Genomic DNA, 4,619 nt, shown 5'->3' with positions numbered 1-4,619 from the left:
GGCGGCGGACGTGGTCGCCGAGCGTGTCCCCCTGCCAGCGGAGATCCGCCGCGGCAGCCGCGGCGTGAAGCTTTCCAACCTCGACAAGCCGTTCTGGCCCGAGGAGGGCATCACGAAGGGCGACCTGCTCGCGTACTACCGCGACGTCGCCCCCGTGCTCGTGCCGCACCTCCGCGACCGCCCGTTCACGATGAAGCGGTATCCCGACGGCTGGGAGGGCAAGCACTTCTTCCAGAAGGACGCGCCGCGCGGGATGCCGGAGTGGATCAAGCGTGTGCCGATCGTCGTCTCGACCCGCGAGACGCCCCGCCGCACGCGGAAGATCGACGCGCCGCTCGTGAACGACGAGCTGTCGCTCCTCTGGATGGTGAACATGGGCTGTATCGACATGCACGCGTGGGCGTCGCGCGCCGACCGGCCGCAGCGGCCGGACTGGGTGATGTTCGACCTCGACCCCTCGGAGGGTGCGACGTTCGAGGACGTGATCCAGGTCGCGCTGCTCGTGCGCGAGACGCTCGACGTGCTGGGGCTCGAGTCGGTGCCGAAGACGAGCGGATCGCGCGGCATCCACGTGCTCGTCCCGATCACGCGCCGGCACGGGTTCGACGAGGTGCGCGAGTTCGCCGGGATCGTCGCCGGCGCCCTCGCCCGCGCGCATACCGGGCTCGTGACGACAGAGTGGACGAGGGCGAAGCGCAAGGGCGTCCTCGTCGACGCGAACCAGAACGGTCACGGGAAGACGACGGCCTCCGTGTACTCGGTGCGTCCACGTGCGGGCGCGCCCGTCTCTACGCCGCTGCGCTGGGAGGAGGTGCGCAGCGGCCTCGACCCCGCGGCCTTCACGATGGACGTCGTGCTCGAGCGCGTCGCACGGGACGGCGACCTCTTCGAACGGGTGCTCCAGGGTGGTCAGTCGCTCGGAGCAGCGCTCCGCGCGCTGCGCTGAGGGCTAGCTCGCGCGCCCCGCTGGGGGCCACACGATGTCCGACTCCGGGCCCGACGGAGAATGATCGGCCCTCGTCACGGGTCGAGCCGGTGCGGGCGCCCGAGGGCGGAGAGCTCGACGATGTCGCGGCGGAAGAAGAGCGACACCGTCCAGTCGGTCACGACCCGCGCCTTTCGGCGGAACGTCGGCAGCGCGTAGAGGTGGTACGTGCGGGCGACGAACCAGCCGAGGAACCCCCGCAGCTGAACGCCGGGAAGCTCGGCGATTCCCTTGTAGCGCCCGAGCGTCGCCACCTGACCGAGCATGCGGTAGCCGTACGGCTTCGGCGGCCGCGTCAGGTTCTTCGCCAGTCGTCGTGCCTGGCGCAGCGCGTGCTGGCAGGTCGGTGGGTCGACGCGACCCGGCGTGCGCGTGTTCGGGACAGCGGCTCCGTCGCCGAGCGCCCAGGTGTCGTCCGAGCCCTCGACCTGCAGCGTCGGCCCGACGATCACGCGGCCACGCTCGTCGAGCGGCAACCCGAGTCGCTCGAGGTCGGGGCTTGCGCGGACGCCGGCGGCCCAGACGAGCGTCCGCGCGGGGATTCGCGCTCCGTCCGAGAGAACGGCCTCGCGCTCGTCGAACGACTCGAGCGTTGCGCCGACGTGGATCTCGATCCCTCGCTTCTCGAGGTAGTGGTGCGTGTACTCGCCGAGCTTCTGCGGGATCTCGGCGAGGATCCGTGGCGCCGCGTCCACGAGCACCCAGCGCTGGCGCACGCCACGGAGCGTCGGGTACGACCGCCGAACCGCGTCGCGCGCGAGATCCTCCAGCTCCGCGAGCGCCTCGACGCCGGCGTAACCGGCGCCGACGAAGACGAAGCCGAGGTCGCGCTCCGCTTCCGCCGGGTCGAGCCGGGCCGCCGCCGACTCCAGCGAGCGGAGCAGGTGGTTGCGGAGGGCGATCGCGTCGGCGACGTCCTTGAAGCCGTGGCCGTGATCCGCGAGGCCGGGGATCGGGAAGGTACGGGGCACTGCGCCGAGCGCGACCACGAGTCGCTCGTAGCCGATCTCGAACGTCCCCCCGAGCGTCTCGGCGACGACCGTGCGGGCCTCCGGATCGCGTGCGATCGCCCTTCCGAGCAGGAGCTCGGCGTGCGGGCACATCTGACGCAGCGGGACGACGACGTGCCGCGGCTCGAGCGTCCCGGCAGCGGCCTCGGGTAGCAACGGCGTGTACACCATGAAGTTGTCCGGATTGACGATCGTGGCTCCCCGCTGGCCGAGCAGCCGGGCGACGTACGCTCCGGCGAAGCCGCCGCCGACCACGAGAGTTCCTCCCGCTGCTTCACGCCGTGCCGTCGCCACCTCGTACGATCGTACGGTGGCTCGTCAGGTGTCGGTCGTCGGAAGCGGCGCGCAGCACGAGGCCGCTGCCGCCGAGGTCGGCCGGCTGCTCGCCGAGCGCGGTTGCACCGTCGTCACCGGCGGGCTCGGCGAGGTGATGGCAGCCGCGCACCGAGGCGCAAAGGAAGCAGGCGGCACGACGATCGCGATCCTGCCCGGCGAGACGCATGCCGACGCCAATCCCTGGGCGGATCACGTCGTCGTCACGGGTATCGGCCATGCCCGGAACCTCGCCGTCGCGGCCTCGGGCCACGCCGTGATCGCGATCGGCGGCAGCTACGGCACGCTGGCCGAGATCGGGTTCGCCATGCGGCTCGGCCGTCCGGTCGTGGCGCTCGCGGGCGGTCTCTCGGTCGCCGGCGTGCTACACGCCTCGACACCGGAAGAAGCGGTCGAGGCCGCGCTCGCCGAGCTCGGTTGAGGCCTCTAGGCGGAGACCTCCACCAGGCGCCGTTCGAGGAACGCTCGCTCTCGGGCGTTGTCCGTCAGGTCGAGCGCCCGCGTGTACGCCGCCGCGGCCTCATCGTGCCGGTCGAGGCGACGGAGCAGGTCGGCGCGCGCCGAATGGAGGTAGGCGTAGTCGTCGAGACCCTCGATCCCGTCGATCAGGGCCAGGCCCGCTTCGACCTCTCCCGCGAGGGCGAGCGCCACCGCCCGGTTGAGCCGCACGACCGGTGACGGGTCGATCCGCTCGAGCAGCTCGTAGACGGCCGCGATCGTGGCGGCGTCCGCGCCTTCCGCGTGCCCCGCGGCGATCGCCGCCTGGAGCTGGTACGGGCCCGGCCGCCGCTGCGCCTCGGCGCGCCGCAGGACCCGGAGGCCCTCGTCGATCCGCGAGCGGTCCCACCGCGATCGATCCTGATCGGCGAGGAGCACGAGCTCGCCGTCGGCGCCGATGCGCGCCGCTCGACGGGAGTCCTGCAGCAGCAGGAGCGAAAGCAGACCCAGCGCCTCCGGCTCGTCCGGCATGAGTACGCAGAGGAGCTTTGCGAGGCGGATCGCCTCGACGCAGAGCTCGGCTCGCACGAGCTCCTGGCCCGACGTCGCCGCATAGCCCTCGTTGAACACGAGATAGAGGACGCGGAGCACGTCCGGGACGCGGTCCGGGAGCAGATGGTCAGGCGGCACGCGGAAGGGGATCCCGGCGTCGCGGACACGGCGCTTCGCGCGAACGAGCCGTTGCGCCAGCGTCGGCTCCGCGACGAGGAACGCGCGCGCGATCTCCCCGGTCGTGAGCCCGCCGACCTCGCGGAGCGTGAGTGCGACGCGGGACTCGACGGCAAGCGCGGGGTGGCAGCACGTGAAGAGGAGCGCGAGACGCTCGTCCGGGATCGAGCTCACGTCCGCGTCCTCGTCCGCCGGGACGTCCTCGAGGCGTGCGAGGAGCTCGGCCTTGCGGACGAATGTCCGCTCGCGCCGGATCCGGTCGATCGCGCGGTTCCTCGCCGTCGTGACGATCCAGGCGCCGGGCGAGCGTGGCATGCCGTCGCGCGGCCAGCGTTCTGCAGCCGTGACGAACGCCTCCTGCACGGCGTCCTCGGCGAGCGCGAGGTCACCGAGGACGCGCGTGAGGATTGCGACCGCACGAGGCCACTCCTCCCTGAACGTCGTCTCGAGGGACGGCCTCACCGCTCCACGATAGGCCGGATCTCCAACGACCCGTACTGCGCGGCAGGGACGAGGGCCGCGAGGCGGATCGCCTCGTCGAGGTCGGGGAGCGTCGTGACGAAGAGCCCCCCGAGCTGTTCCTTCGTCTCGGCGAACGGGCCGTCCGTGACAACGCGCTCGCCGTCGACGATGCGGACGACCTTTGCCTCCGTCGCCGCCTCGAGCTCTCGGCCGAGAGCGCCGGGGTCGACCTTCCCGAGCTCCTCGAAGAGCGCGATCCAGCGGGGCATCGACTCGGCTCTGCGCCGGGCCGCTTCCTCTTCGTCGATGCCCTCCCACGAGGACTGGTCGGAGTAGACGAGCAGTGCGTACTGCATCTCAGGCCTCCTCGTCGACGTGGACGGGGCGGATCTCGACGGCACCGTGCTCGGCGGCGGGGATCCGCGCCGCCCAGTCGAGTGCCGCGTCGACGGTCGGGCAGTCGAGGATGAAGTAGCCGCCGAGCGCCTCCTTCACCTCCGCGTACGGCCCGTCGCTCACGAGCCGCTCGTCGTCGCGGACGCGGACAGTCGTCGCGCTCGACGTCGACCCGAGCTCGTTGCCGCCTACGAGGACTCCTGCGTCGCGGGCGGCGCGCGAGAACTCGGCGTACTGCTCGTACGCGCTCTCCCGCTCTGCGTCGG

General features: G+C 72.0%; 6 protein-coding genes. 2 read left to right on the top strand and 4 right to left on the bottom strand.

All coding sequences use genetic code 11. From position 1 onward, the window contains the following. The coding region (gene ligD, locus VNM44_RS02015) for a non-homologous end-joining DNA ligase (RefSeq protein WP_325622044.1) at positions 1 to 946 on the top strand (946 nt) is incomplete at its 5' end. A gap of 74 nt (positions 947 to 1,020) precedes the next feature. Here the strand turns inward: ligD and VNM44_RS02010 are convergent. Beyond that, positions 1,021 to 2,289, bottom strand: coding sequence for an NAD(P)/FAD-dependent oxidoreductase (locus tag VNM44_RS02010; RefSeq protein WP_325622042.1), 1,269 nt, complete (start codon positions 2,287 to 2,289; stop codon positions 1,021 to 1,023). Between the two features lie 16 nt (positions 2,290 to 2,305). Here VNM44_RS02010 and VNM44_RS02005 point away from each other — a divergent pair, with 16 nt between their 5' ends. Further along, positions 2,306 to 2,749, top strand: a complete 444-nt coding sequence (locus tag VNM44_RS02005) for a TIGR00725 family protein (RefSeq protein ID WP_325622040.1) — start codon at positions 2,306 to 2,308, stop codon at positions 2,747 to 2,749. 5 nt (positions 2,750 to 2,754) lie between these two features. On the opposite strand, the gene VNM44_RS02000 is transcribed toward VNM44_RS02005, so the two are convergent. From VNM44_RS02000 to VNM44_RS01990, 3 genes are all read right to left on the bottom strand, one after another. Then, on the bottom strand, positions 2,755 to 3,957 hold the full coding sequence (locus tag VNM44_RS02000) for an RNA polymerase sigma factor (protein WP_325622038.1): 1,203 nt from the start codon (positions 3,955 to 3,957) through the stop codon (positions 2,755 to 2,757). After that, positions 3,954 to 4,313, bottom strand: coding sequence for a YciI family protein (locus tag VNM44_RS01995; RefSeq protein WP_325622034.1), 360 nt, complete (start codon positions 4,311 to 4,313; stop codon positions 3,954 to 3,956). The genes VNM44_RS02000 and VNM44_RS01995 overlap by 4 nt, the downstream gene beginning before the upstream one ends. 1 nt (position 4,314) lies before the next feature. Then, positions 4,315 to 4,619: YciI family protein (locus tag VNM44_RS01990; RefSeq protein ID WP_325622032.1), on the bottom strand; the 305-nt coding region annotated here is incomplete at its 5' end.

The organism is Gaiella sp. (assembly GCF_035558935.1).
GTDB lineage: Bacteria > Actinomycetota > Thermoleophilia > Gaiellales > Gaiellaceae > Gaiella.
Note: the sequence above shows the minus strand (reverse complement) of the source record. Positions and strands in the feature narration are given on the sequence as shown.

Excerpts from the sequence above, each read along its gene's own strand:
- VNM44_RS01995 (WP_325622034.1), bottom strand. The coding sequence starts at position 4,313 with ATGCAGTACGCACTGCTCGTCTACTCCGACCAGTCCTCGTGGGAGGGC.